This window comes from Malacoplasma penetrans HF-2 (assembly GCF_000011225.1).
Taxonomy (GTDB): Bacteria; Bacillota_I; Bacilli_A; order Mycoplasmatales; family Mycoplasmoidaceae; genus Malacoplasma; species Malacoplasma penetrans.
In genome coordinates this window covers 1,282,852-1,309,484 of record NC_004432.1, presented here as the reverse complement: position 1 = coordinate 1,309,484, position 26,633 = coordinate 1,282,852, and the positions used below count along the sequence as shown (strand labels likewise).

Annotated in this window: 23 protein-coding genes; 17 read left to right on the top strand and 6 right to left on the bottom strand. The window is 25.1% G+C overall.

Annotated elements, in window-relative coordinates; genetic code table 4:
* The first annotated feature begins 101 nt into the window (after window positions 1-101).
* The 7 genes from MYPE_RS05855 (at window position 102) to MYPE_RS05020 (ending at window position 8,455) form a co-directional block, all read left to right on the top strand.
* Window positions 102-260: a hypothetical protein gene (locus MYPE_RS05855; RefSeq protein WP_229502223.1), complete on the top strand. Its 159-nt coding sequence runs from the start codon at window positions 102-104 to the stop codon at window positions 258-260.
* 248 nt (window positions 261-508) lie between these two features.
* The gene (locus tag MYPE_RS05850) at window positions 509-745 is read left to right on the top strand and encodes a hypothetical protein (protein WP_044891319.1); all 237 of its coding nucleotides are present in this window, start codon (window positions 509-511) and stop codon (window positions 743-745) included.
* Window positions 746-1,191: 446 nt separating this feature from the next.
* Window positions 1,192-2,724: an ATP-binding protein gene (locus tag MYPE_RS05040; RefSeq protein WP_011077797.1), complete on the top strand. Its 1,533-nt coding sequence runs from the start codon at window positions 1,192-1,194 to the stop codon at window positions 2,722-2,724.
* A 1-nt stretch (window position 2,725) separates the two neighbouring features.
* On the top strand, window positions 2,726-4,891 hold the full coding sequence (locus MYPE_RS05035) for a Z1 domain-containing protein (RefSeq protein ID WP_011077796.1): 2,166 nt from the start codon (window positions 2,726-2,728) through the stop codon (window positions 4,889-4,891).
* Between the two features lie 27 nt (window positions 4,892-4,918).
* The gene (locus MYPE_RS05030; protein WP_011077795.1) at window positions 4,919-5,857 is read left to right on the top strand and encodes a PD-(D/E)XK motif protein; all 939 of its coding nucleotides are present in this window, start codon (window positions 4,919-4,921) and stop codon (window positions 5,855-5,857) included.
* Between the two features lie 194 nt (window positions 5,858-6,051).
* Window positions 6,052-7,332, top strand: coding sequence for a DNA (cytosine-5-)-methyltransferase (gene dcm, locus MYPE_RS05025; RefSeq protein ID WP_011077794.1), 1,281 nt, complete (start codon window positions 6,052-6,054; stop codon window positions 7,330-7,332).
* A gap of 16 nt (window positions 7,333-7,348) precedes the next feature.
* Window positions 7,349-8,455 (top strand): HNH endonuclease signature motif containing protein, encoded by a 1,107-nt coding sequence (locus MYPE_RS05020; protein ID WP_011077793.1) that lies wholly within the window; start codon window positions 7,349-7,351, stop codon window positions 8,453-8,455.
* A 280-nt stretch (window positions 8,456-8,735) separates the two neighbouring features.
* Here MYPE_RS05020 and MYPE_RS05015 read toward each other — a convergent pair whose 3' ends face one another.
* Window positions 8,736-9,752: an IS30 family transposase gene (locus MYPE_RS05015; protein WP_011076952.1), complete on the bottom strand. Its 1,017-nt coding sequence runs from the start codon at window positions 9,750-9,752 to the stop codon at window positions 8,736-8,738.
* A gap of 220 nt (window positions 9,753-9,972) precedes the next feature.
* Here MYPE_RS05015 and MYPE_RS05010 point away from each other — a divergent pair, with 220 nt between their 5' ends.
* The 6 genes from MYPE_RS05010 (at window position 9,973) to MYPE_RS05920 (ending at window position 14,791) form a co-directional block, all read left to right on the top strand.
* On the top strand, window positions 9,973-10,836 hold the full coding sequence (locus MYPE_RS05010) for an energy-coupling factor transporter ATPase (protein ID WP_011077792.1): 864 nt from the start codon (window positions 9,973-9,975) through the stop codon (window positions 10,834-10,836).
* Entirely contained in the window at window positions 10,821-12,041 is a 1,221-nt protein-coding gene (locus MYPE_RS05845; RefSeq protein ID WP_011077791.1) for an ATP-binding cassette domain-containing protein, read from the top strand. Before MYPE_RS05010 ends, MYPE_RS05845 begins: the two co-directional genes overlap by 16 nt.
* An 85-nt stretch (window positions 12,042-12,126) precedes the next feature.
* Complete coding sequence (locus tag MYPE_RS04995; RefSeq protein ID WP_011077790.1) at window positions 12,127-13,320, top strand: energy-coupling factor transporter transmembrane component T; 1,194 nt, start codon at window positions 12,127-12,129, stop codon at window positions 13,318-13,320.
* Between the two features lie 10 nt (window positions 13,321-13,330).
* On the top strand, window positions 13,331-14,056 hold the full coding sequence (gene truA / locus MYPE_RS04990) for a tRNA pseudouridine(38-40) synthase TruA (protein WP_011077789.1): 726 nt from the start codon (window positions 13,331-13,333) through the stop codon (window positions 14,054-14,056).
* Between the two features lie 109 nt (window positions 14,057-14,165).
* Entirely contained in the window at window positions 14,166-14,336 is a 171-nt protein-coding gene (locus tag MYPE_RS05725; RefSeq protein WP_011077788.1) for a hypothetical protein, read from the top strand.
* A 65-nt stretch (window positions 14,337-14,401) separates the two neighbouring features.
* Complete coding sequence (locus tag MYPE_RS05920; protein WP_011077787.1) at window positions 14,402-14,791, top strand: hypothetical protein; 390 nt, start codon at window positions 14,402-14,404, stop codon at window positions 14,789-14,791.
* Window positions 14,792-14,972: 181 nt separating this feature from the next.
* Here MYPE_RS05920 and MYPE_RS04980 read toward each other — a convergent pair whose 3' ends face one another.
* The 5 genes from MYPE_RS04980 to MYPE_RS05500 form a co-directional block, all read right to left on the bottom strand.
* On the bottom strand, window positions 14,973-16,205 hold the full coding sequence (locus MYPE_RS04980; RefSeq protein WP_011077786.1) for an ATP-binding protein: 1,233 nt from the start codon (window positions 16,203-16,205) through the stop codon (window positions 14,973-14,975).
* A 160-nt stretch (window positions 16,206-16,365) separates the two neighbouring features.
* Entirely contained in the window at window positions 16,366-17,250 is an 885-nt protein-coding gene (locus MYPE_RS04975; protein ID WP_011077785.1) for an ROK family protein, read from the bottom strand.
* Window positions 17,251-17,253: 3 nt separating this feature from the next.
* Window positions 17,254-18,618 carry a sucrose-6-phosphate hydrolase gene (locus MYPE_RS04970; RefSeq protein ID WP_011077784.1) on the bottom strand — a complete coding sequence of 455 codons (1,365 nt, stop codon included), beginning with the start codon at window positions 18,616-18,618 and terminating at the stop codon, window positions 17,254-17,256.
* 45 nt (window positions 18,619-18,663) lie between these two features.
* A complete protein-coding gene (locus MYPE_RS04965) occupies window positions 18,664-20,970 on the bottom strand; it encodes a PTS beta-glucoside transporter subunit IIBCA (protein WP_011077783.1) in 2,307 nt (768 codons plus the stop codon).
* Window positions 20,971-21,060: 90 nt separating this feature from the next.
* Window positions 21,061-21,702 carry a GntR family transcriptional regulator gene (locus MYPE_RS05500; protein ID WP_011077782.1) on the bottom strand — a complete coding sequence of 214 codons (642 nt, stop codon included), beginning with the start codon at window positions 21,700-21,702 and terminating at the stop codon, window positions 21,061-21,063.
* Window positions 21,703-22,020: 318 nt separating this feature from the next.
* On the opposite strand from MYPE_RS05500, the gene rpsB reads away from it, so the two are divergent.
* From rpsB to MYPE_RS04935, 4 genes are all read left to right on the top strand, one after another.
* Window positions 22,021-23,124, top strand: coding sequence for a 30S ribosomal protein S2 (gene rpsB, locus MYPE_RS04955; RefSeq protein ID WP_011077781.1), 1,104 nt, complete (start codon window positions 22,021-22,023; stop codon window positions 23,122-23,124).
* A gap of 52 nt (window positions 23,125-23,176) precedes the next feature.
* Window positions 23,177-23,629, top strand: a complete 453-nt coding sequence (gene coaD, locus MYPE_RS04950) for a pantetheine-phosphate adenylyltransferase (protein ID WP_011077780.1) — start codon at window positions 23,177-23,179, stop codon at window positions 23,627-23,629.
* Window positions 23,619-24,566 (top strand): L-lactate dehydrogenase, encoded by a 948-nt coding sequence (locus MYPE_RS04945; RefSeq protein ID WP_011077779.1) that lies wholly within the window; start codon window positions 23,619-23,621, stop codon window positions 24,564-24,566. The genes coaD and MYPE_RS04945 overlap by 11 nt, the downstream gene beginning before the upstream one ends.
* A 797-nt stretch (window positions 24,567-25,363) precedes the next feature.
* Window positions 25,364-26,572, top strand: a complete 1,209-nt coding sequence (locus tag MYPE_RS04935; RefSeq protein WP_011077777.1) for an IS256 family transposase — start codon at window positions 25,364-25,366, stop codon at window positions 26,570-26,572.
* Window positions 26,573-26,633: the final 61 nt, after the last annotated feature.

The following is a 26,633-nucleotide window of genomic DNA, read 5'->3' as shown; positions in this document are numbered from 1 at the left end:
ATTTAGCTAAAAAAGTTACAAATGTTGAATTTGATAACCTTTTATTAGATGAAGATAAAAATACAGGTTCAGTTTTTGTAAGATTTGAATTGGAGCAAAACATGAGTGAAAAAATAACTTTAGCTTTAGTTTATAAAGAGCTTAAAGAAATGAGAACAGATATTAGTGAATTAAAAACTGATGTTTCTCAACTAAAAACTGATGTTGCTGCAATCAAGGCTTGTCCTACTATTCAAAAAGAACTACTACTTGCTAAATAAGTAAGTTTTAATATATCTTTTTTATTTATTCATTTCAGGAATCAGATTTAATAAATCTGATTCCTTTCTTTTATTTAACCAGTTAGATTTATTAGTCTTATTTAAAGAAGTAAAGTAAAAATAATGATATCCTTAAATTAATAGTAGATTTAGCTAAAAAAGTTACAAATGTTGAATTTGATAACCTTTTATTAGATGAAGATAAAAATACAGGTTCAGTTTTTGTAAGATTTGAATTGGAGCAAAACATGAGTGAAAAAATAACTTTAGCTTTAGTTTATAAAGAGCTTAAAGAAATGAGGACAGATATTAGTGAATTAAAAACTGATGTTGCTGTAATCAAGGCTTGTCCTACTATTCAAAAAGAATTAAAACTTATTAACAAGCATAAAGGTTTTTTGTTTATAAGTTGGTGAAAGAATCAGATTTATATAATCTGATTCTTTTCTTTTATTAAATTAATTAAAATTATTAAAGTTATTTAAAGAAGTAAATTAAAAATAATGATATCCTTAAAATAATAGTAGACTTAGCAAAAAAAGTTACAAATAGATTAACAAAACTATCTATAAAAATAACTCTAATATAATAAAAAAATTAAACTAATTAACTTTTAAAAGTAAATAGCAATCATTATAAATGGAACATCAATACAAATAATAAAAAAACACTAGGAATCTATTTAATGTCACTTATGTTATTATCCCCATTATATAAATACTGGTGAAAATAAGTTTTTAATTTTAATATGACACTCACTTTGATTAATTTGAATTATTTTCTTTTATAGGTTTTTCTTATTTTTGCTATTTTTTGAATTAAACTTTTTATTGGTTCTTTTAACAGGTGTTTTAAAAAAAATACTAAATATTTATATTTTATAAATTGAAAAAAGAATTATTCTTAAATTTAAATTTTTATAGAGGTAAAAATGAAAGAGAAATTTAACATACAACCTGAAGCAGGGATTCTGAGTGTATTTTCTAGATTAAACTATAAAGTTTGATATGCTATTGCTGAATTTGTTGATAATTCAACAGCATCTTTTTATGAAAATTACAAAACCATGTCTTCAGAACCATACAATATTACAAAACTTAGTGTGCATGTTACTTATAATGACATTGAAAATACACTAACAATTCAAGACGATGCTTTTGGTATGGATTTAGCAGATTTTAAAAAAGCTATTTTATTAGATCAAAAACCCCAGCAAATTGGAAGAAATGAATTTGGTATGGGATTAAAAACTGCAGCTTCATGGTTTGGAAACACTTGAACAGTAAGTAGTACAAGATTGGGTTCAGATGAAGAATATTTTACAGAAGTCAACATATCAAAAATGAAAACCCAACATTTAAATGAAATAGAAATTGAAACTAAAAAAGTACACAAAAATAAACATGGTACAACAATAACTATTTATGATTTAACTAAAAAAATTAGTGGAACAACTAAAGGTAAAGTTAAAGAAATCTTAAGCAGCATGTATAGAAGAGATATCAAAAATGGGAAAATAAACATTTATTATGATGGAGAAAAACTAGAATTTCATGATTTTGATGTTTTAGAATACCAAGGTAAAGAGTGAAAAAAAGAAATAAATTTTAATTTTGAATTTTCCGGGAACAAATATAATGTTACAGGTTTTGTAGGGATTCTTAGTGATAAAAAAACAGGTAAAGGAAGTTATAAAAATGCAGGGTTTGCATTATTTAGATATGGAAGAATTATATTGGGTGGACCAGATCTTAACTACAAACCAAAAGAAATTTTTCAACAAAGTCAAAGTCAAATATCTATAAAGTTGTTTGGAGAATTGAATATGGAAGATTTTCCAGTTAATCAAGCAAAAGATGGATTCATTTGAGATGATGGATTAGAAGAAGAATTTTTAAAAGAACTTAAACTTAACATATTGGATTATATAAAAATTGCAAAACTTTCAAAATCAGAAAGAATTTCAGATGATTTTATAAGTGATGAAAGTTCAGATGAAATACAAAAAAGTGTACAGAATGTACTGGATAGTGTTTTACTAACAAAGCAAAATGATGATAAAGATTTTCAAAAAGATAATAAAGAAATAGAAGAATTTGAAAAAATGCAAGAAGACTATAATAATTCTGCAGAAGAAACTTTTTCAAAACCTAGATTTTATAATATCCCTATAAATGGTTTAAAAGAAAGTCAAATTTCTGTAATTTGAAAAAATTCTCCAGATAGAGATTTGTTTACTTATGACAGTAAAAAGGAAGAAATATATATAAATCTAAACCATCCCTTTTTTAAACCTTTCTCAACATCTCAAGATTTTAAAGTACTTTTGGATGGTTTTGTTATTTCATACATTTATGCAGAAAAGTTTTCAATATATCCTGAAAAGGAGTATTTGATAAATAAATATGATTTTTTACAAAACTTAAATAGTTTTTTATATAAATTTGGAAGAGGGAAAAAATAGTATGCAAAATTCTGACAAATTTGAAAAACATTATATAGAAGAAGAATCAACATTAGACAATAGTAAAATAAATATTTCTGATTATTCTCAAAGAGTAAGAAACAACCATTCTTTAAAATATGGAGAAAAATCACAAAATAAGACATTTGCAAGAGTTAAAGAAATTTTTCTTGATTCTATTAAACAAATGAAAAAAGAGAATAAAAATGTATTGCTGGTTGGTAAAGTTCAATCTGGAAAAACATCTTTTTTAGAAATGTTTACTGCTTTGGCCTTAGACAATGAATTTCAGTGTGTAATTTTACTGGGCGCAACAGACAACAAATTATTAGGTCAAACAAATGAAAGGTTTATAAACACTTTTACCAAAAACATAAAAGATGTAGATGGAGAACTATATTCTATGGATGTGAAAGATTGGAATAAAAAACCTTATTTTACTTTAGCTGATTCAATTGATAGTACAAATTTTTATTCTCTTGTATCCAATAAAATTCCATTATTTTTTGTGTCCTTAAAAAGTAAAAAACAAATAGACAAAGTGTGTGATTTTATAGAAAAAAACATAGATGGTGAGGGCAATTTTCTTAAAACATTAATTATAGATGATGAGGGGGATCAAGCAAGTCTTAATAATAAATTTACAGAAAATGAAATAACTGCAACTTATGGAGCTATTTCAAGAATGAAGGAACTTTTAAAAGACCATTTATATCTTTCAATAACTGCAACACCTCATGCAAATGTTTTATTAACTGGCACCTCATTAAAACCAGGGATACTACGTCTTATTTATCCTGCTGATGGTTATAATGGTAGCGATACTTTTCACATGGCTGATGATAGTTATTTTATTACTATTCCTAATGATGAAAAAGAAAATATTCAAGAAGGTATTTTAACAAAATCTGTTCTGAATGCTTTTTATTATTTTCAAATAGCAAGTGCTATTCTAAAAATAGAGGGAATATCTGAATATTCTGAAATGATCGTTCATAACGATTTAAAGAAAATTAATCATAAAAACTTACTTAATAGCATTGAAAATAAAACAAATAATTTAAAAGAATATTGTAAAAAAAACAATAAAGAAGCTTTGGAATCACATTTTTTTGAGTTAAAAAGCGTTTATAATAAGAACTATTTTAATGAATCTATTTTAGATAAATATAAATTTAATGATCTAAAGGATGTAATTAAAAAAGTGATTATTGATACTCAGGTTATCTTATTTAATAGTGATGCAAAAGATTTCAGTAATAAAGAGCACATGTTTCATAGAATATATATAGGCGGAAATTTAATGCAAAGGGGCATAACCTTTGATTATTTAATTACAACTTTCTTTACTAGATGGCCTAAAAAAGGAGGGAATATGGACACCACTTTACAAAGGGCCAGATGATTTGGTTATCGTGAAAAATACCTATTTGTATGCAAAATTTTTATGCCGGATTCAGCACAAAAAGAGTTTAGAAATTTGACAGAAACAGATACAGAATTGTGGGAGCAATTTCAATTAGTGCAAACCAATGCTTTATCTTTAGATTCAATAGTTATTAAAACTAATTCTAAAGAATTAAATCCCACTAGAAGAGGGGTAGCACGTTGAATGAAAAATATAGGGTTTATAAAGAAATGAGTTGTGCAAAAATATGGTATCTTTTCAAAAGAAGAGAATCAAAAAAATGTTGAGTTTATTGAAGATTTTTTAAAAAAATTCAGCTTTAATGAATCCTATAAAGGGTGAAGAAAAGAAGAAATAAAGAAGACTACATGCATGTATTCAGAAATTTCAGTTAGTGATGCATTTAATTTATTAGAAAATTTAAATATATTTAATGAGGAACCTTTTGATTCAGTTGAATGAAAAAAAATTTTCTTAGATAAGAAAATTATTTTGCAAAAAATGTTTGACTTTGATAAAGACAAAGACATTATGAAAAGAGGGTTTTATGAGGATAATCAAATAAGGTACTTATTTCAAGGGGAAAATCAAAATTTTTTAGGTCATTCAATGGTTATAGAAGATAAAGATGCTATTACTATCCAAATATATAAAATTAGGCCACATTTTAATCCAAATGAAAGTCTTGATGATTTTGATCAATATATGTTTGCTATTCATGTTCCAGAGGAATGGTATGTTAAAACCTTTTATAAATAATCTAATGTGAGTAGAATATAAAATAATATGAATTTTAAAAAAGAATGTGAAGATATAGTTAATTTAAAAAATTATAATCCAAAAACATTATATTTATTGAAAGTTATAAATGATACTTCAGGTTTTTTATTTCTTGATGGATCTATACTTTTTATATCTAAATCCAAATCTAAACATAGCATCCCAGGATCTACTACAAAATTTTTAGATTTAAAAATACATCAATTTATTAGAACTGAAGAAATAAACCCTTTTTTAAAAAATGATTTTTATGATTTGTTAATTTATAAATCAATTGATGAAGATAAATATTTAAATAGTTTTATTGAACTTTGCAAGCTATATGAACAATCAGATAAGATAATATCATTTGAAGATTTTTTTAATTCATTAACTTTGTTATTTTCTCCAGAAAAAACAGACACCATTGAAGATGTTATAGGTTTATTTGGGGAACTTTATTTAATTTGATATTTAAATAAATATTTTAATTTTTCTATAAAAGAATTTTGACATAATGGATGAGGAACTAATGATCACTATGATTTTGCATTAAATAATTTTAATGTTGAGGTTAAAACAACATTAGGTCAGGATATGAGAATTCTAATTAAACATGAACAAGTGTTTAATTTTAAGAATAATTATATTTGCATAGTTAATGTTAAAAATGATAACTCAGGGGATTCCATATTTGATATCTGTAAAAAAATTAGAGAAAATAGAGAATTCAACAATGATATCCAATTTATGACAAAGTTAGAAAAAGAAATACTTAGAGTGAATAGAGATGACTATAATTCTAAAAAATTTTCAGTTGTTAAATTGAATTTTTACAAAAACAAAGATTTAAAAACATTAGAGAATATTCCGGAGATGATAGATAGCATTAAGTATTATTATGACTTTATTGGGCAACCTAAATTATCTTTAGATGAATTAAAATTGTTATTTAAAAATCATTAATTTTTTAAATTTACATAAAAATAAATATATTTAAAAATAAAAAAATACAAACTTAAAGCATGATTATAATTCTAATTCTTAAATAGTTTGCAAGTGTTAAATATATAATAAGAAGGTTAATTATATGTGTGAATTTATTTTTGAATATCATGTAATTCACAAAAATAATGTTATGGTAAGGGGGACAGTAAGATATGAAAAGCATAAAATTTATAGATTTATTTGCAGGAATAGGCGGTTTCCATAAAGCTCTTGAAAGAGTAGCTAAAAAAAATAATTTTAATATTGAGTGTGTTTTTGTTAGTGAAATTGATAATGAAGCTATAAAAACATATTCTTCAAATTTTTCAGTAGATAAAGAAAAAATTATTAATATTAGGGATTTGGATGAATCTGCATCTCAAGTTCCAGACCATGATTTTTTATTTGCTGGTTTTCCTTGTCAAACTTTTTCTAATGCCGGAAAGAAAAAAGGTTTTTTAGATGAAATTAGAGGTACATTATTTTTTGATATAGCAAAAATTTTGAAAAATAAAAAACCCAAATACATTTTGCTAGAAAATGTAAAGCATTTAGTTAATCATGATAATGGAAAAACATGAGAAATAATTATCAAAACATTGAAAGAAATAGGTTATTTGATACCTAAAGAACCTTTAATTTTGTCACCTCATGAATTTGGAATCCCTCAAGAAAGGTATAGAGTATTTATACCAGGTGTCTTAAGAGAATCAGTAAATATAAATGAAGAATACATAAATTTAGATTTACAAGAATATAAAAAAATAGGATATATAGATTATTCAAATCCCATTGAAACAAAAAATAAAATTAAAAATGATTTTTTATCACAAAGTGTGAATAAAAAATATTTTTTAGATAAAAAAAATGATAAAGATGCTTATTTACTAAGGGTTTTTGATGCATGAGATGAGTTTCTTAAAAAGGTAAAAAAACCAGAAGGAAAAACATTGCCAGTTATTTGAACTTTTGAGTTTGGGCAAAACTATAGTTTGGAAGGTTTGCCAAGTTGAAGAAAAAAATATATAAGTGACATGAGAAGTATTTATGAAAAAAATAAAGGTTTTATAGATGCTTGACTAAAAAAACATAAAGTTAGTGAATGAAACAAAAGAGAACAAAAATTTGAATGACAAGCAGGAAAAGATATAACTAGCTTAAAGGATTCTTTTATTCAGTTGAGACAGTCTGGTATTAGATGTAAAAGACCAATAAAATTTCCAACTTTAGTTGCAATGGTCCAAATACCAATAATTTTTGATTATGATGCTAAAAAGTGAAGACATTTAACACCAAGAGAAACAGCTAATCTACAAAGTTTCCCAGAAGATTTTAAAATCTATAGTGATTTATCTAAGAATAACAATGATTTTTATTCATACAAACAATTTGGTAATTCGATTAATGTAAAAATAGCTTCTTATATCCAAGAATATTTATTGAAGAACTATTAAAAATACAAGGTAAGTTATGAAAGAAAGAAAATATGATTATCTACATATTATAGATGGGAAAATTCAACATACACCAATTGCCCATATGTGTGAAAATGAGAGAGATAAAACATTTTGTATAAAAACTTTAATAGAAGATTTAGGTATTGATAATTATGATGATGTAAGCAACAATAGAAAAAATTTATTTAGAATAAATTTTGATAATTTTTATTGAAACATTTTTATTGAATTTACAGATGGTGGAGGAATGCATACTGGTTATAATAAAAAAATTAAAAAAGTTTCCATACCATTTGGTAACAATGTTGCATTTACAGCATTTATAAATAATTTTGAAAAAGTTTTAATTGTTAATATTTACATTCCTTTAAAAACTAATCTAAAAAAAGATTTGGAACTTGATTGAGAAAATAGAGTCTATGCCATAATAGACCCACGACAGGTCTATAGTTCAAAAGTTGTTAAAAATGAGAAAATGAATCCAACATCTAGATGGATAAATCTTGAAGATGTTTTAGAGGCTAATAATAATAAAAAAATTGAATATATTGAAAATAAGTCTAAAAATGTTTATATAGTTAGTTGAGTGAATATAAAATCTTTTTTTATTAATAAAATAAAACCCCTTTACAAAACAATGATTAATGAGAATTTATATTCTGAATTGGATGAATTGGACATTCAAAATCTTCAAAAAGAAGAAGAAAGATATTCTATTTTTAGAAAAATATTTAGAGATAAATTGATTGCAGAAAGGGGAGTTAAATGTGAGTTTAAGTATTGCTCTGTTAAATTACCAGAACTCCTAATAGCTTCCCATATTGAACCGGTATATTCAATTGTTCAAGATGATAAAATTGATTTAACTAAGAAAATAGAAAAAATCTCTGATTCTAACAATGGGTTTTTACTTTGTAGAAACCATGATGGACTTTTTGATAGGTGTTTAATTACATTTGATAAACACGGTTTTTTAAAATTATCGGAAACAATTAAAAATCATCAAGAAGATTTGAATTTAAAATGTGATATACAAACTATTGATATACCTAATAAAACTGTTATTGAGTATTTAAAATTTCACAATAAACTTTTTAAAAGAAAAAATGTCCCCTTTTAAACTAATTTTGAACTTATCAAAAACAATCAAGAAATAGCTTGTCTAATTTTTTTTCTATAGCAAATAAAATAAGAAAATAATAATTAGTAATCCTAAACTAATTTAGATTTATGTTTTAAGTATGTGATGAATTATCATTGTATAGATAAAATAAATATTCTTTTTTTAAAAAGAACACCATTAATTTTTTGGTGTTCCCTTAATTGAAACATGAAGTGCAACATTAATGTTAGCATAAGAAATTCTGTTACCTCAAAAAAGGGAGCAGAATTTTTTTATTTTATCAGTTTAAAGAATTCATACATTTTTTGTAGTACTGATCACTACTCATATAGTTAAACATTTTTCTAGGCATTCTATTAATTTTGTTTTGGAGATTGTTTATTTCTGCATCACTTAACAAAGAAAAATCTGTACCTTTTTTATACACTCTTCTAATCAATCCATTAACATTTTCATTTGAACCCCTTTGATATGAAGCATAAGGTTCACAATAATAAACTTTACATTTTATTCAATAAGCTGCAATTCCTATTTTTGAGAATTCTATTCCATTATCTATTGTTATTGTCTTTACATGTAAGTTGTTTTTATTAACTAAACTTTTTATTGCTGAGTTAATAGTGAAAGGATTTTTGTTCTCAACTTTAGTAATAAATGAATTTCTAGTTTTTCTTTCTACCATTACCAATAAATTACTATAACCAGATTGTCTTTTTCCTATGACTAAGTCTAGTTCCCAATGACCAAACTCTTTTCTATTAAGTATGTGTTTTGGTCTCATTCAGAAGGGATGTACATACTTTTCATCAAATTTTGAGAACATTCCTTTTTTTCTTTTTCTACCTTTTATATAAGCAGTTCTTAGTTTGTCTGATCTTTTTTTAATTCATTTATTTGTTTGTATTCAGTTATAAATTTGTTTAGTGGAAGGAACTAAAACACATGGATAATTTTCTTTTATATAGTGTCTAGTTAATTCCACACCATGTCATTTGCAATTGTATTTTTCTGCAAATAATTCTGAGAAAGTTTTGTATTTTTGTCATAGAAAAAAGTTTTTATGGTTTCTTCTTTCTATATATTTTTTCTGTGCCTTTTCAGCACTATATCCTTCAACATTATTGTTTCTTCTGATCTCTCTTAAAATTGTGGATCTATGTCTTTTTAATTCTGTTGCTATTTGGTTAATATTTTTCTTTTGAACAAAATACATATGTCCTATTATTTCTCTTTCACCATAAGACAAATGTCTGTATTTGTTAGTATCATTTAGAGTAATTGTAGTGTAAAACATAATTGGTGTTCCTTTGTGCGTTTATATGGGGGCACCTTTTTTTATCCCAATAAATAAAAAATTGAAATGTTAGGTGCTATACAAATTATACTTTGCATGTTGCACTTCACATTTCAATCGGGGGAACACCATTAATTTTTTGGTGTTCTTTTACATTTATCTATACTCTTAAAATATAATTAAACAATGATAAAAGTTTTTCTAAATAATAAGGGAATCTATGGAAAAAGATATTAAGAAAAATGAAATAGAAAACAAGAATAGAGAAAAAGCATTTGAGATTCAAAATGTTTCTTTTAGTTATGACCTTGTTAATAATGTTTTAAATGATGTAAGTTTTGATATTTATGAAAATGAATATGTTTGTATTATTGGTCATAATGGAAGTGGCAAATCTACAATCTCAAAAGTTTTAGTAGGTTTATTAAAGCCGCACCAAGGAAATTTAAAAATCTTTGGAGAAACAATTTCATATCTAAATTTTTTCCATTTAAGAACTAATGTTGGAATTATTTTCCAAAATCCAGATAGTCAATTTATAGGACTATCTGCAAAAGATGATATTGCCTTTGGGTTAGAAAACAGAAAAATCAATCCTTCTGTAATGGATGACATTATAGAAAGTGCTAGTGAGGTTGTAGACATTAAAGAATTATTAGATAAAGATTCTTCTTCACTTTCGGGTGGACAAAAGCAAAGAGTAGCAATTGCATCAGTATTAGCTACTAATCCTAGAATTATTATTTTTGATGAATCTACATCAATGCTAGATCCTAGAGGAAAAATGGAATTAAAAAAAATAATGTTAGATTTAAAAAATAAAGCTAATAAAACTGTAATTTCAATTACTCATGATATGGATGAAGTTTTAAATGCAGATAGAGTTATTGTGTTTAAAAAAGGACAGATTATTAGAACCGGAAAACCTAGTGAAATATTTACAGATGAAGAGTTTTTAGCTAGTTCTGCTTTAGATTTTCCATTTATTCTTAAATTATCTAAAGAATTAAAATCTAAAAATGTAAATGTTAATTTTACAATCAATAAAGAACAATTATTGGATCAAATATGCAAAAAGAAATAATGAGTGAAAATATTAAAAATAATACTAATGTAAATTTATCAAAAGATATCATTATGGAAGTTAATAATTTAACTTGTAAGTTTAATGAAAATCAATCAAATGAAATTACTGCAATTGACGATTTCTCATTTTCTTTTGAAAGAAATAAAATTTACTTTATTATTGGAAATTCTGGAAGTGGTAAATCAACTCTTGTTACTCATTTTAATGGCTTACTTAAATCTAAAAAAGGAACCATTAGAATAGAAGATTTTTATATTAAACCAAAACCAAAAAAAATTAAAAATGCTAAAAAACTTAGAAGATTAGTTAGTATGGTTTTCCAATTCCCGGAATATCAATTATTTAAAACAACAATTGAAAAAGATATTTCTTTTGGTCCAATTGCATTAAAAATACCAAAGATTAGATCTAATGAAATTAATAAAGAAAAATTAGATTATGAATTGTTTTTTAAATATATTTATGAAATTAAACAACAATTTAATATAACAAACTCTGAATATAAAGATTTCAATGATTTTATTTCTCAAAATAATTTATCTTTAAAATACAAAATCTATCCTAAAAAAGATTTTGCTAAAGTTACTATTACTAATAACTCAAATAAATCAAAATGAAAAAAAGTTATTAAATATGAAACTTTAACTGAAGGTGATTTCATTCATGAATTAACTAAAAAACATTTAGTAGGTATGGGATTGGATGAATCATTTTTAGACAGAAGTCCCTTTGGATTATCAGGTGGTCAAAAAAGAAGAGTTGCAATTGCTGGAATTTTAGCTATCCAACCTAAGATTTTGATCTTTGATGAACCAACAGCAGGATTAGATCCAAAAGGGGAACAAATGATGATGGATTTAATTCTAGATTCTAAAAAACAAGGACAAACTGTTATAGTAATTACTCATACAATGGATCAAGTATTGGAAGTTGGTGATTATGCAATTGTAATGGATAGGGGTAAAATCCTAATGCATGGAACTCCTTATGAGATCTTTACCAACAAAGATTTATATACTCTTTCTAAAATGGAAAAACCTAAAATCATTGATTTTATAGATAGCTTATGTGAAAAAGATCCAAAATATAAAGAACTATATAATAAAGAACCTAGAACCATAGAACAACTAAGTGAAGAAATTCAAAAGATAAATTCAGGTTCTGGTTCTAATAAAGCTAAAAGTAGAATAAGCAAAAAATAAATTAGTTTTTATAAAAAAACAACTCAAAAATAGTAAAATTTTTTTAGTATTAAATAACTTAATAAACAAAGATAAGGTAACAAAAATGAATTATAGTGGTTTTACATATAAAAAAAGTGTGATTCATAGAATGAATCCTTCTTTAAAGTTTTTAACTACTGTTTTTGTTGTTGCTTTAATTTTTATTCCTTTTGGTTTCATTTATCAAGCTTTAATCTTAGCTTTTTGTTTAACTTTATTTTTCTTAGCTAAATTACCTATTAAAAAATTATGAAGAATAATTCAATCAGTTTTAATATTAGGAACTATCCTAATATTAATAAATTGGATTACCTATAAAACACCTGGTGCTGTATTTGATTTTACAGACTCATATTCCTTTTTATATAGACCAAGCTTTTTAAATTGAACAAGTCAACATGTAACAATAAGCAGTGATGGTAAATATTTCTTACAAGGTTCTACTTATGGTGGACAAGTTATAACAACTAGTCCTGATCTAACAAATATCAAAAATGTTAATTGAATAGGTAATGGATTCTTCCAAATAACTGTTCCTGCAACTGCAAATAATAAAGATGCAGTTGTAAACACTGCAACTAAAGAAATATTAAATGCTATTCAAAATCAAAATGTAGGATGAAATGTAAAAACAATAACTAGTGGTTTATATCGGGGAGCAAATGGAGAAAGCATTTACTATGCATACTTTTGTTTAACTAAGTGATATTCATTCTCTTCATATGCAATTATTTTAATGTTGTATGTAACTATCAAAATCTTTTTAATGATTTTAATTGTTACTATTCTTACTTCTACTACTTCTTCTATTCAATTAACTTGTGCATTAGAAGATATCTTAAATCCTTTAAGATATCTAAGATTACCTGTAACTGAATGAAGTATGACAATTGCTTTAGTTTTGAGATTTATTCCTTCTTTATTAGATGAATCTAACACTATTTTAAAAGCTCAAGCTTCAAGAGGGTTAGATTTTAAAAATGGAAGTTTAAAAGATAAAGTATTCTCTTTATCATCTTTAGTTGTTCCATTATTCTCAATTGCTTTTAAAAAGGCTGGGGAATTATCAAATGCAATGGAAGCAAGAGGATATAATCCTAGAACTTCTAGAACTAGATATAGAGATTTTGATATAGCTAAAATTGATTGAATTATATTTTTAATACCAGTTTTTTTACTAGGTGTTTTATTAACTTTACTTTTTATAGCTGATAAGAAAATCTTTTTAGCTTTTGGATTCTGAGATATTTTTGCATAGAGTTTTATAAATGACTTATAAACTAAAGATTTCATATGATGGTAGTTTTTTTCGTGGATATGCCAAGCAAAAAGATGAAAACTTAATAACAGTTCAATCAGAACTAGAAAAATATTTATCTTTATTTTTTAATACTAAAATATCTACTTTTGGATCAGGCAGAACTGATAAATATGTACATGCAATTGATCAAACAGTTTCTTTTAAATGTGATTCTGATTATGATCCAAAATCAATTCAAAATTTTTTAAATTCAAAGTTAACAAACATTTATGTTAATAGCATTGAAAAAGTACCAAACTCTTTTCATGCTAGATTTTCTATTAAATCTAAAACTTACATGTATGTAATTAATACTGGTGAATTTGATGTTTTTAAACAAAGATATGAATATCAATATAACAAGAGTATAGATATCAAAAAATGTGAAGATATTATCAACTTATTTATTGGGACAAAAGACTTTTTAAGTTTTAGTACTTCTAAACTGGAAAATACAACTAGAACCATTAGATGAATTAGAATAATTAAAAAAAATAAAAAAATTTATATTTTCATTAATGGAGAAGGATTTTTAAGAAATATGGTAAGAATGATTGTTGGAATTATTCTTACATATTGTGAAAACAAAATAACATATCAAGAAGTATTAGATCTTTTTAAAAATCCTAAAAAAGGATCAGCTGTTATTAAGGTTCCAGGTTGTGGTTTATATTTATATAGAACAATTTATTAAAATTTATTTCTTTAAACTAGAAATTTTAATTAAATGTATGTTAACTCTATGTTTTATACCAATAAACCTTATATAATTAATTCATAAACATTTTTAGGAGATTTTTAAAATGCAAGACAAAACAAGAAAGCATTCAAAAATATCTGAAATTACTTTTTACGTAGGTCTTTTCTTATTTATTTTTGCAATTGTTATTTTTATTTCATTAGCAGCAAAAAATGCATTTGGGCAAACATCATCAGTTATTAATGCATTAATTGGAGTACAAGTGCTTCAATAGTTTTAGGTGTAGGATTTTTAGCAACTTCAGGAGTATTCTTCTGATTAGTTAGAAAAGCTAAATCTATGCCAGAAGCTAAAACTACTAGATCATCTGTATCTAAAGCACCATTAGTTTCAGTTGCTGCAAACTCTGAAGCTAATCCAACTGTTAATCCATCACTTAATACTAATGGTCTTCAACAAGTTAAAGTTAGTCCAACATTAACAGGTAGACCTAGTGCTCAATCAGTTAGACCAAATCCAACTATGGTAGCAAGACCAACTGCTCAACCTGCTAGACCGAACCCTACTATGCCTGCAAGACCAACTGCTCAACCAGTTAGACCAAATCCTGCAGTTAATGGTAGACCAAGTCCAGCTGTACTTAGACCAACACCTACAAGACCAACAGTAATATCACAAAGACCAAATGCTACTTATTCAAGACCTGCTGGTTCTTATTCAGGTAAATAAATAATCATTTTATAAAACAAAAACACAAATTAGATTAAATTCCCCTACTTATTAGTATGGGAATTTTTTATTCACATAGATAATAAAAAAACATTAGATTAATAAATTAATTATCTATAACAGATATTTTTTAAAATCTAATGTGTTTTAAAAGAAATTCAAATAGGATTATTAAAGTGTTTTAAAAATCTATTTCATAATTTAATCATTGTGCTATATCTATTACCTTCACTCCATCTACTATTTCTTGTTGGAATTTAGTTCTAGATAATATGATTTTTGGATAATTGTCTTTGATTTGTAAAAGTGGAGTGATTTCTCTTTTAAATGTTTCATTATTATCTATGTTTGCACCAACTTGAATATAGAATCTATTTCCTAAATAATCAGAAGCTACAAAATCAATTTCTTTTTGATAAAGTTTTCCCACATGTGTTTTATAACCTCTTCTTAACAATTCAATAGCTATTATATTTTCTAAAAGGTTTCCATAGTCTTGTTGTGATTGAAAAAAATTTGTTTCTTTTTGACTGTTAGTTAATAAAGCATATTTAAGAGAATGATCTGCCAAATAATATTTTTCTGTAGTATTTAAAATTTGCTTACCTTTTAGATCAAACCTTTTCATTTCATAAAACATAAATGAATTACAAAGATAGTTAATATATTTTGAAATCGTATTATGATTTTCATTAAAATCTTTTGTTGACAATATATTTGCTATTTTTCTAGATGATGTCAGATTGGAAATATTATCAGCTAAAAAAGTGGCTAAGTTTTTTGTTAGTTTATGATCTCTAATACCAAATTTTTTTATAATGTCCCTATCAATTAAATTGTTAAAAACATTGTTTACATAATCATTTATGGTTTTTTTATCGTTGTAATAATATGAACCTGCAAAACCACCTATTTCTATATATTTATTAAAACCTTCTTGTAAATCAGAATATTCAAAATATTGCATGAATTCATTAAATGAGAAGGGGAAAATTGAAACTTCCATAGTTCTGCCTGTAAAAAAAGTAACTAAATCACTACTTAATAAGAAAGCATTTGAACCTGTTAAATACATATCAAATAGTTTTTTTGAATGTAAGCTATTAATTGTTCTTTCAAAGTTATGGCAATTTTGAATTTCATCTATAAATAGGTAGTTTTTAACATTTTTCTTATGATTGCCTTCTATATAATTATTTAGATTGTGGTAGTCTAGTAAATTTTCATACTCTATTGATGATAAATCTATTGAGATAAAGTTAGCTTTTGGATTTTCTATTTTTAATTTTTCCATAAAACTTTTCAATAGTTCAGATTTACCAGATCTCCTAATGCCGGTAACAACTTTTATGTCTGGGGTATTTTTAACTTTGTCTAAATATTCAATATATTTTTTTCTTTCAACTAGTTTCATATAAATATTTTATTATTTTTTACCAAACTTTAAAAATTTTTATTTTTGGTAAATTTTACCAAACTTTAAAAAAATTCATTTTTGGTAAAAATATAAAAAATAAAAACCATAATAGTTTTTATCTATCATGGTTTTTATAAAGTTAAATTTTTAGTTTTATTTATTCTAGTTTATCATTAAGCATTTTAATACAACCATATAAGGCTGATGCATTTCCATGTTTACTTAAAATAATTTCACAGCTATCAATTAAATGACTTTCAATTAGAATTTTATTTTTAATGTAATTAATAACTTTTAAATTAATTAAATTAGATTCAGACAATCCTCCACCTATTATTAATTTTTGTGGATTGAATAAAGTTATTAGATTTGCTATTCCAATTGATAATCCTTTATATCAATAAGCAACTTCTTTACTATATTGTTTTAAATCATTTTTTAAAATGATTACTGGATCTAAATTATCTATATTTTGGTTTTGTTTTACTAATCTTGATAATCCTGCTGCTGAGAATCATGTACCTCATCTTCTATCTAATACATGCATATATCCAACTTCTCCAGCTGAACCTTTAAAACCTCTATAAACATTTCCATTAATTAGAATTCCACCACCAATATCTGTTCCTAATGTAATTAGGATTGCATTATCAGTGTTTTGTAAAATTCCTTTAGTATGTTCACCTAATATTGCACAGTTTGCATCATTATCTATAGCAATTGGTAATTGAGTATATTGTGATAATGCTTCTTTAATATTTGTCTTTGCATAGTTTTTATGGTTTGGTGCAGAACCTATAATTTCAGTAGTGTTTGTATCAACATCACCTGCTGTTGAAATTCCAATTCCACAAATATCTGGATATTTATTTACAAACTCTACAATTTGTTTACCAATTGCATCCATTAATTCAGTTTTACAATCTCTATTTGCACAATCAAATGCAAATTTGTTTTTTTCTATTATTTGATAATCACTTGTAGCAATAGCTCATTTAATATAAGTTCCACCAATGTCATAAATAATATATTTTTTGCTCATGTATTAAATTACCTCTTTTACAATATTAATTCTTTCACTAAAGTAAATTCTTGCTGTATATCAAATTTTGTCATTTATTTTTATTTCAACAATTGTGTTATCAATAAAAATATCTATTTTATTTTTTTCATCTTCACATTTAATTCTAGATATGTTTTGATATGGATAAAAAGATACATCATTATATCTTTTAATAACTAAGTCTATTCCCACTGCTTTAATTTCCAATCATAAAGATAATAATAGTTTTTCATTATCAAAAATATTAATTCTTTTGTTTTGAAAAATATCAGTAGAGAAATATTTAACAAAAGGATTTTTGCTACAAAGGTATTCACCTTTATATCTACTTATTTCATGAAAAATTAGTGAATTATTTGAATGATTAACACTTATTGTTTTGATCATAGATAACATACCAATTCATCCACAATCAACTTCTTTATATTTTAAATTAGTTGGTAATCCTACTCATCCAACAATTGCTCATTTATCACCTAATTTAAAAGTTTGAGGAGCATAAAATTCTAAACCATAATCAACTTGCTTAAAATCTTGAATTTGGTAATAAAAATCTAATAAGTTAAATAAACTATTGATATCAACATATGAATAAACACAAATATCTGGATTAACTCTTGGATTTCTTTTGCTTAAAGAATCTTGGTATTGTGGGCAATAAATTAAAAATGCTTTTCCATCTATAAAAATAATATTTGGACATTCAATCATTTTGTAGTTGAAGTTTAAATTAATTTGTTTAACTAAAACTGGATTTTCTAAATTATGGTCTAAGATAAACATTAATATTGCACCATAACCATCAACATGCTGTGCACCTAACAATAAATAGTAATTATTAGCAAATTGAAACACATAAGGATCTCTAAAGTGATCTGTATAGTTTGGATAATCTTCATTAGTTATTAATACTTTTTTATTCTTGAATTCTTTTGTATTAACATCAAATTCAGATTTAACAACTGAAGAAGTTCTAATTCAATCTTTGTCTCTTTTATTGCCTGTATAAAAATTAATAATTCTACCTTTGTGGATAATAGAAGAACCCGAATATACTCCATGACTTTCAAAGTCATTTTCAGGTTTATTAACCATATATGTATATTCATAATCTGTAAAGTTGCTAGTTTTTGCTAATGACATTGTTTTTAAACCGTGTAATGTATTAGCTGGATGGTGTTGAAAAAAACAATATAAATTGTCTTGTCATCAAAACACACAATTAGGATCATTAATTAATCCTCTAGTTGGGTAAATATGAAAATCAGGTTTATATGCCTGATTATCATTTCTAATATCTGTTCAATTTAAAAAATCTCTATTATATCTAATTTCTCTATCATTCATAATTTTTCTAGTCCTTATCTAGTTTTAATTGTATTGACTGATCAATTATAAATTTGAGTCAACTGTAGTTATTTTATATATTGGTTGTCCTTGTTTAATTGCACCAGGTTGTGCAATTAACTCAACTATTTGATTTTCTTTAATAGTTTCATTTAGGATTGAACAATAAATATCTTTAGAAGTTGCACCATTATTTACTAATTCATTTAATTGAACATCAACAATTTCATTTTTAATTTTAACTTTACTTAGTATTAATTTTTTAAATTTAAAATATTTTAAATTTTGTAGATCACTTGCATCTTTATTAATTTGTGCAGTTTCTAATCCTATATGCATTAATACTGAAACATTATCTTTATTTGAAATTGTAATTGCATGACCAGTATCAAATATATTAGTAATTGTTCCATCAATTGGACTGTGTAATTGTGAATGTTGAGTTTCATTAGGTCTTATAACAAATGATTTTCCTAATAATTCATTACTAAATACTTGATCACTAACTTCTGTTTTTAAATCTAGTAATTGACCATCAACTGGACTATACACATATTTAGTTTGTTTTTCTTCTATTTTCTTTTTGTAACCTTCTTCTTTATAAATTAGGTTTCCAAATGTTGTTTTAACCATGTCTTGGAATTTTGTAAATGCTAACCCCATAGTTTCAATAAATTTATAGTTTGGGATTCCCTTATTTACTTCTTGTAAATTAAGTCTTCCTTGTTTAGAAAGAGATAATATGAATGCAGCAATAAAAGCTACTAAACCACTAAATGCCATAGCTATTGCTATATTTGCAATTGGTGGTAGATTGAACCCATTCATATATTGTCCTCAAGGAGTTTGATTAGCTACTGTGTCATATCAGTTTTGGATATTAGTTCCAGTTCTTGTGAAATCAAATTGAACTAATCCTAATCAACTAGCACTACCTAAACTGTTTGCTGTAGTTTGAGTCATACCAACTCAATATCCTCCAACTGCACTTCCAATAATTGCAGCTAAAAAGTAATGTCTTACATTTAGGTTAACCCCAAACATTGCAGGTTCTGTAATTCCAAGGTTTGCAGATATTCCGCCTGAATATGCTGTTCCTTTTAATTTATTGTCTTTAATAAATAATGTTGCAGTTAAACATGCAAATCCTTGAGCGATGTTTGAAACACAAGCAATTGGAGTGATTCAACTTTCACCATATTGTGATAGTAGTTGTGCTTCAATTGGTGTGAAACCTTGATGTAATCCTGTAATTACAATAGGAGCATAAATTGCACCTAATATTGCTCCACCTAATCCAAATCCTGGGAAGTTAGTATATACAAATATACCTCTTAAAGCTTCTGCAATTACTAAACTTATTAAATATCCAATTGGACCTATTATTACAAAAGCTAAGATTACTGAAGAAATTACTGTAACTAAAGGAACTGTAATAATAGCAATAGATTCATGAGAAATCTTTTTCATTCCTTTTTCTATTTGAACCATAATAGCAATCACTATTAATGTTGGGATAAATTGAGACTTATAACTAATTAATGGAATACTAAATATTGGGAAATTTCAAACTTTAACACCATTATTTCATAATACTGGTACCACTGCACCATTTGGGTTTGTTGGTGCTGTTGTTCCAAACTGATAATAAATTGTATTGTTATTTAAATCTCCCACACTTGTATTTGCTGTTGTGAATGAAGGGAATACTAAAATCAATCCGATAGCTACACCAAATCATGGATTTCCTCCTCATCTTTTAGCAGCTGTATATCCAATAAATACAGATAGTGATCCCATTACTACTCCACCAATAGTAGTAAATAATTTTGATAAGATTTGAATTGCTAATGCAGAATTAGCAAGATTGCTATTTCCTTCTGCATCTTTTCCAACACTTTGCTCAATAATACTATTGAATGCAAGAGATAACCCTCCAACAATAAATAGAGGGATTAATGGAATAAAAATTGAAGCAAATCCTCTAACTCCAGATCTTGAAATTTGGAAGATATTAGTCTTTATAGAATAATTTTTATTTCATTTAACTTTTTCTTTATTACTTTGTTCTAGATTAGTTTGTTTAATGTTAAACATTGAAGCATATTTATCATAAACTTTATTTACCAATCCAGTACCAAAGATAATTTGTCATTGATTTCCATCTTTTGAAAAACCTTTTGACTTTTCAACTTGATTTAGCTTATCTTTATTTACTTTATTGTCATCTTTTAAAGTTACTCTAAATCTAGTTGCACAGTGAAAAGCTTCATTGATGTTATCAATACCACCTAAAGCTTCAACAAGTTGTTCAACTGTCTGCTTAAAGGTATCAATTTTAACTTTTTTCATCTTTACACCTTAATATAAATAACAAGAAAATTGTAATATCTATTTATTAGGATGTTTTTAACTTTTAGTTATTGTATATACAAGATATTATTAGTTGTTGTACTTTTCAAATAAGTAATATTCAAAATAAATTGGATTGTAGTAGTTTTTAGAATGTTCTATTACATTGTTTTCTACATCAAAAACTAAACAATCATTAAGGATACAAAAATCACTTTTAATTTCTTTTGTTGCTTCATTATCTTTTGATAATACAAATCTTTTTGTTGCATTATTAATTTTGTTATAACTATACTTTTTTAAATAATTTAAAATACCTATTTTGTTTAATAAGTCATCTGAAATATATGATGTATCTACATATTTTTTATAGATTTTAGATTTCTCATAAATGTATAAATTATTTTCATTATATCTTCTAACAATGATTTCAACTTTTGACTCATTTGAAAATACAATTTTGTATTCAGATCTATATTTATTTTTTGTTAAATCTCTAAATGATAAAAGATTAGAATCCACATCTTTTCTTCTAATGATTCTTCCTTTGTTTTTAATAGAGAAAATGTAATTTTCAGTTTCTAGTTTTGAATATATTTTTCTAATAGTTTCTCTAGATACTTTGTATTTAATACATAGTTGTTGTTCGGTTGGTAAAAAACTGTCACCTCTATATGTGCTATCTTCAATCTTATTTTTTATATCTAGATAAATTTCTTCTCATTTGAACACTTTGTTAACCCAAGTACTAATTAAATAATAACAAGTATTTTATTATTACCTGTAACAAATAAACTAACCAATATAGAGTTTAAATAATGCTTTTATATTTTGGGTTTTAAAATAAGGGATTTACTGAGAATAACAACCATTATTAATCTTTTTAAAACAGTAATTAATGAATAATGTCAAACAATTTTATAAAATAAACTTTTTTACAATTAGTAATATGTTTTGGACACTAAAAAACAAAATTACATAAAGTATGAATTAAAAGGGCAAATATAATATAATATACTTTGTTATTTAAATTATTATAAGGAGATTAATATGCCTAAAAAAGCAGAGGCTAAAACTGGATCATCTAGTAAAACAACTAAAAGAACAGTTGCTAAAAAAGATGTAAAAGCAGAAGTAAATGAAACTAATAAAACTGCTGAAAAAGTTTCATCAAAAAAAGTTAATAAGACTGCAAATTCAGTAGATACAAATGAATCTTCTTCAAATTCAACACCAAGTACTGGTTCAAAATTTGAATTAAGTTCATTTAAAGAAAAAGTAGCAGAAATTGAAAATAATATCTTACAAAAAATTAAAGAAAATCCTACTATTACAGGAAAACCTTTTAGAAAATTAGTAAGTGTTAATAAATTAATGGAAACTGGAGCTCATATTGGTTTAACTACTAGAAAATGAAATCCAAAAATGAAGAAGTTTATCTATACTAAAAAAGGTAACAACCACATTATTGATTTATTACATACAGTTATTTCTCTTAATGTTGCTTACAATTTCTTATTAGATTTAGTTAAAGCAAACAGTAATTCTGAAAGTTCACCAGTATTAATTGTTGGAACTAGAGGAAAAACTATTAAGAACCATGTTAAAGAACAAGCTAAAAGATCACATGCTTTCTATATTAATGAAAGATGATTAGGTGGTACTTTAACAAACTTCAGTACAATTACTAAGTCAGTTGCTAAATTCAACAATTTAATTCTGATCCACAAAAATGGAGAAATTAATAAATATACTAAAAAAGAACAAGTTGAATTAAAGAAGAAAACTGAAAAATATGCAAAATACTTCTCAGGAATTAGAACAATGAAAGAATTACCAAAAGTAATTATTCTAACTGACCCTGAAATTAATAAAATTGCTATTAAAGAAGCAAGAAATCTTGGAATCCCAGTAATTGCTATTTGTAACACAAATGCAAACCCAGATTTAGTAGACTATGTAATTCCTGCAAACAACCATTCAATTAAATCAGTTTACTTATTAGTTGGATTACTATGTGATGCAGTTGCAGAAGCTAAAGGATTGCCTAAAGCATTTGCTGAAAAGAAAGATGAAGAAATTCTATTACCTGAAGTAATTAAAAGAAAACCAGAAAATAGAAGACAAAACAATCATTCTTTTAATAAAAATTAATATTATTAATCAAATAAATTATAAAATTCCTACTGTATAGTAGGATTTTTTTATGTCATTAAACCAAAAGAAGAAAGCATGTATATTTCCAGGAACTTTTGAAGTTTTTCATGATGGGCATCTAAATATTTTAAAAAGAGCACTAAAACTATTTGATTTTGTATATATTGTTGTAGCAATTAATAACACTAAAACAAGTAGTGATTTAGAAAAAAGATATCAAAAAGTTGAAGAAAAAATTGACTCATTATCAATCAAAAATGTTGAAGTAATAAAATGAGATTCTAAGATTTCAGATTTTGCAAAAATAAAAACAATCTACTTTATAATAAGAGGTATAAGAGATGTAAATGATTTCAAATTTGAAAAATACATTGCTGATATTTATAAGCAAGAGTGAGATAAATTAGAAGTTGTTTATTTTTTTTCGGAAAAAAAATTAGAAAATATATCATCTCGAAAAATTATAAATTTAAATAAAGGAAAGAACGACTATGAAAACTAGAAAGGTTGTATTAATCGGCTGTGGAGCCGTAGGAACATCATTTTTGTATTCAGCATTAAACCAAGGTTTATTTGATGAATACGTTCTAATTGATGCTTTTGATAACTTATCAAAAGGAAATGCTTGAGATTTTGAAGATGCTAATGCTATTATGTCAACACCAGCTGGCATGATTAAATCTGGAACTTATGAAGATTGTGCAGATGCAGATGTTGTAGTAATTACAGCAGGTGTACCACAAAAACCAGGTGGAGAAACAAGACTTCAATTAGTTGGTAGAAATGCAAAAATTATGGAAGAAATTGCTACTAACGTAAAAGATTCAGGATTTGATGGAATTACAGTTATTGCTTCAAACCCAGTAGATATTATGGGATCTGTATATGCTAAAGTTACAGGTTTTGAACCAAACAAAGTAATTCCTTCAGGAACTATTTTAGACTCAGCAAGATTACAATGAGAAGTTGCTAAAAGAATTAAAATTAACCCAGCTTCATTAGAAGTATATGTAGTTGGAGAACATGGAGACTCTTCTGTTTCTGTTTTCTCACAAGCAAGTGTAGGATCAATTCCATTATCAAAATATAGAAAATTCTCTGATTCTCAAAAAAGAGCAATTCACAAAGATGTAATGAGAAAAGCTTACAAAATTATTAATACAAAAAGAGCAACATTCTACGGAATTGGTGCATGTTTAGCAAGAATTTGTAAAGCAGTATTAAGAGACGAAAATGTAATTTTACCAGTATCTATTAAGAAAAATGCTGACAGTGATATTTACATTGGATGACCAGCAGTTGTTGGTAAAGATGGATGACATAGTCCATTAAAATTAACTTTATTAGCTGAAGAAAAAAGAGGATTCCAAAAATCTTACAACTCATTAAAAAAAGTATTTGAAGTTACTTGAAGTGAATTAGGAAGAAGTGAATACTAATTCTTTATAAAATTAATTTTTAAAGAAGTGATTGAACTTATCAATTACTTCTTTTTTATTTTTTTAAAAATTTTGATAGTAAATATAAAAAAATAAAACTTTATATATAAATTTTTGAATATATGTAATATTTTTTTAAAAGTGCAAAAAATATTATCTATTTGCAGTTAGGCTAAATTTAGAATCAACATATAAAGAATTTATTAAAAGAAGAAAGATTATTTTATGAATAGTTTAATTAATGACCAATATCTAAATCAAGATATTTTAATTATTAAAAAATTCCAGCAAATAAAATTCCCTTTGTGAATTTTGCTTTCACCAATTTTTGGAACTTTTGTTTTTATAACTTTTTTTAGATCGTTTTTTAAAGTCTTAAGTGAGAGAGAATTTGTTCATACTTTATTTTTGAAAATTTATATTCGAAAAATGGTTGTATTGAATAGTGTAATCATTTTTATAATGGGAGTTTATTGCTTTTTAGGAATTTATGAAAATGAGTATGAATCAATTTTTATATGATTTCTAATATCTCTAGCTATTTGTTCATTAATTTTTCTATACATTTATCAATATTACACAACCAAGTGAATTGTTAAAAATATAGATAGTGAATTTCAAAAATATTATTGAGAAAAATATGGACAAGAAATTAAGGTGGATATTGATATAAATACCTCATTAGATATTGATATTAATGAAATTTTTTATCAGTTTAAATTTAAGTGGTACTGTAGCAAATTTTGGATAAACTCCATTTAGGAAATATTAAGATATTACTAACTGGAGTTTTTATTATGGCAAAAAAAGAAAAATCATCAACTGAAAAATTATTAGAAAAATTAGGTGTTGAAAACAAAGAAGATTTTGACAACCTTTTAAAAGAATTAACCAAATCATTTATAGAAAAAAGTTTAGATGTAGAAATGGATGGCCATTTAGGATATGAAAAATGAGATCAGAATTCTAGAGAGTTTTCTAATAACTACCGAAAAGGAAAAACCAAAAAAACTTTAAATACTAAATATGGAAAATTGGATGTAGAAATTCCAAGAGATGTTAATTCTACATTTGAACCACAATTAGTAAGAAAACATCAAAGAAATTTAAATGACATAGAACACAATATTATTAAACTTTATTCTAAAGGAATGTCTACTAGAGAAATACAAGATGTTTTCCTAGACATGTATGGTGTAGGAGTAGATAAAGATTTAGTATCAAGAGTTACTGACAAAATTCTTCCTGAAATACTTACATGACAGTCTAGACCTTTAGAAGATATATATCCTATTATCTTTGTTGATGGAATTAGATTTAAAGTTAGAGATGACTCTCAATTTTTAGAAAAATCAGTTTATATAATTCTTGGAGTTAATTTAGAAGGAATTAAGGAAATATTAGGTTTTTGAATAGGTGAAACAGAATCTGCTAAACAATGATTAAGTATTTTTAATGATTTAAAGAGCCGTGGTGTTAAAAAAGTATTTATTTCTTGTTCTGATAATCTAACTGGAATTAGTGATGCTTTTAAAAGTGCTTTCCCAGAAACTTACATTCAAAAATGTATTGTTCATCAAGTAAGAAACTCTACAAAATTTGTTAGATATGATCACTTAAAAGAATTTACTGCAGATATGAAAAAAATCTATCAAGCACCAAATTTTGATGTATCTATGAAAGCTTTAAAAATATTTACTGAAAAGTGATCTTCTAAATATGGCTATGCAACTAAATCTTGAAATAATAATATTGAAGAGTTAACCACTTTCTTTCAATTTCCTGCAGAAATTAGAAGACTAATTTACACTACAAATTTAATTGAAAATGTTAATAGAAATATTAGGAAGATAACAAAAGCAAAAGGTGGAATTACATCTGTTAATGCATTATCTAAATTAATTTATTTAAGATTGATTAATATTTCAGAAAATTGGAAATCAAGAGTTGCTAATTGGGGATTAATATTACAACAATTAAAAATCCTGTTTGAAAATGAAATATAGGTTATTTCAAAAACGAACAGGATATGATATAAATTAAATCACTATAAACATTAGAAATGTT